This is a genomic window from Morganella sp. HSTU-ASny43, from assembly GCF_022819185.1.
GTDB classification, from domain to species: Bacteria; Pseudomonadota; Gammaproteobacteria; order Enterobacterales; family Enterobacteriaceae; genus Morganella; species Morganella morganii.
This window is the reverse complement of the sequence record NZ_WSPG01000070.1, coordinates 1-1,463: the sequence shown is the minus strand read 5'-3', so window position 1 is coordinate 1,463 and position 1,463 is coordinate 1. Positions and strand designations below refer to the sequence as shown.

At 53.5% G+C, this 1,463-nt stretch carries 1 protein-coding gene; it reads left to right on the top strand.

Going from position 1 to position 1,463, the window contains the following annotated elements; all coding sequences use genetic code 11:
* Window positions 1-1,463, top strand: a 1,463-nt coding sequence (locus GN208_RS17735; protein WP_243828512.1) for a phage tail tape measure protein, incomplete at both ends; no start/stop codon positions are given.

The following is a 1,463-nucleotide window of genomic DNA, read 5'->3' as shown; positions in this document are numbered from 1 at the left end:
GTTGAACAGAGCAGGCTCAATGAGCTGAGCAAAAAATCGGAAGAGATTCAGTCAGCACTGAAGGCGGTCGAAAGTCAGCGTGATTTTCTTATTCGTCAGCAGTCTGCTGCCCAGAATAATATGCGTCATTCATTACTGATGGTGAATGCGGAGCATAGCGAATTTAACCGGATAATGTCTGCCGGAAATCAGATCCTGACTAACCGTCTGGCTCTGGTTAACAGCCCGATGCGTATCCCGGCAGCGCCTCTCAGCGAAAAACAGCAGGATTTCATTCAGAAATCAGAGCGGGACAAAGAACTGTCCGCACTGACAGGGGAAGCCCGTGTTACCCGGCAGGCTGAGTTTGCCGCAGATGATATCGGTCTGCTGAATAAACCCGAATTTGCCGATAACCGGCAGAAATACATTGATAATCAGGTGGCAGCCTACCGGAATCAGGAAAAGCTGAGTAAGGAACTGAAAGCGGGTAAAAGCGCCCAGAGTGCTTTCAATAAAGAGCAGAAAGAAGCGGAACGTCAGGCGGAGCAGTATGCCCGCAAAATGGCGGATCTGAGTGTGGCCACGGAGGTTCAGAAAGTCAGGGCCACGCAGGGGGAAAAAGCCGCAGAGCTGTATGCGGCTGCGCATGAGGCCGGTACCAAATGGACGGATGAGCAGCGAAAAGCGATCCGCGCATCCTCTGTTGCCCTGGCGGAGTGGACACAAAAGGCCGACGAGGCGGTCAGAAAGCAGCGTGAAATGGATGATGCGCTGAAAGCGATGCGTGACGATGCCCGGAAATTCAGTGACGAAGCGGAGCAAATTGATAAAACCCGTGGGATGGGCGGAAACCGGCGCAGTTTGTATGAAGAGCGTCAGCAGATTGATCGTGTTTATGCCCAATCGGATCAGGGAAAAAGTGCGACCGAAGCCTATAACCGGGAGATTGACGCGCTCAACCTGAAATATCAGAAAATAAAGGAAGTTCAGTCTGACTGGACCAGCGGGGTTACCCGGGGGATGGAAGACTGGGTTGCTGAGGCCGGAGACTATGCGGAGCAAACCGCATCTGCGGTACAGAGCGCCATGGGCGGTATGGTGAATAACATCACTGACATGCTGAACGGTAACAAAGCCAGCTGGCGCGACTGGTCAATAGATGTCCTTAAATCCATCCAGAAAATACTGGTCAACGCTGCCATCGTGAACAGCATTAAGTCCATGTCTGGTGTCGGTGGCTGGATTGGTGCTGTCGGTGACTTCCTGGGAGGTGCTGCGGCAAATGCCAAGGGCGGGGTTTATGACTCCCCGGGCCTGAGTGCGTACAGTAATCAGATAGTCAGCACCCCGACTTATTTTGCGTTTGCCAAAGGTGCCGGGCTGATGGGTGAGGCCGGACCGGAAGCGATTATGCCGTTAACACGGGCGGCGGATGGCTCTCTCGGTGTCCGGGCGATCGGCAGAAATCAGAATACCGGTTC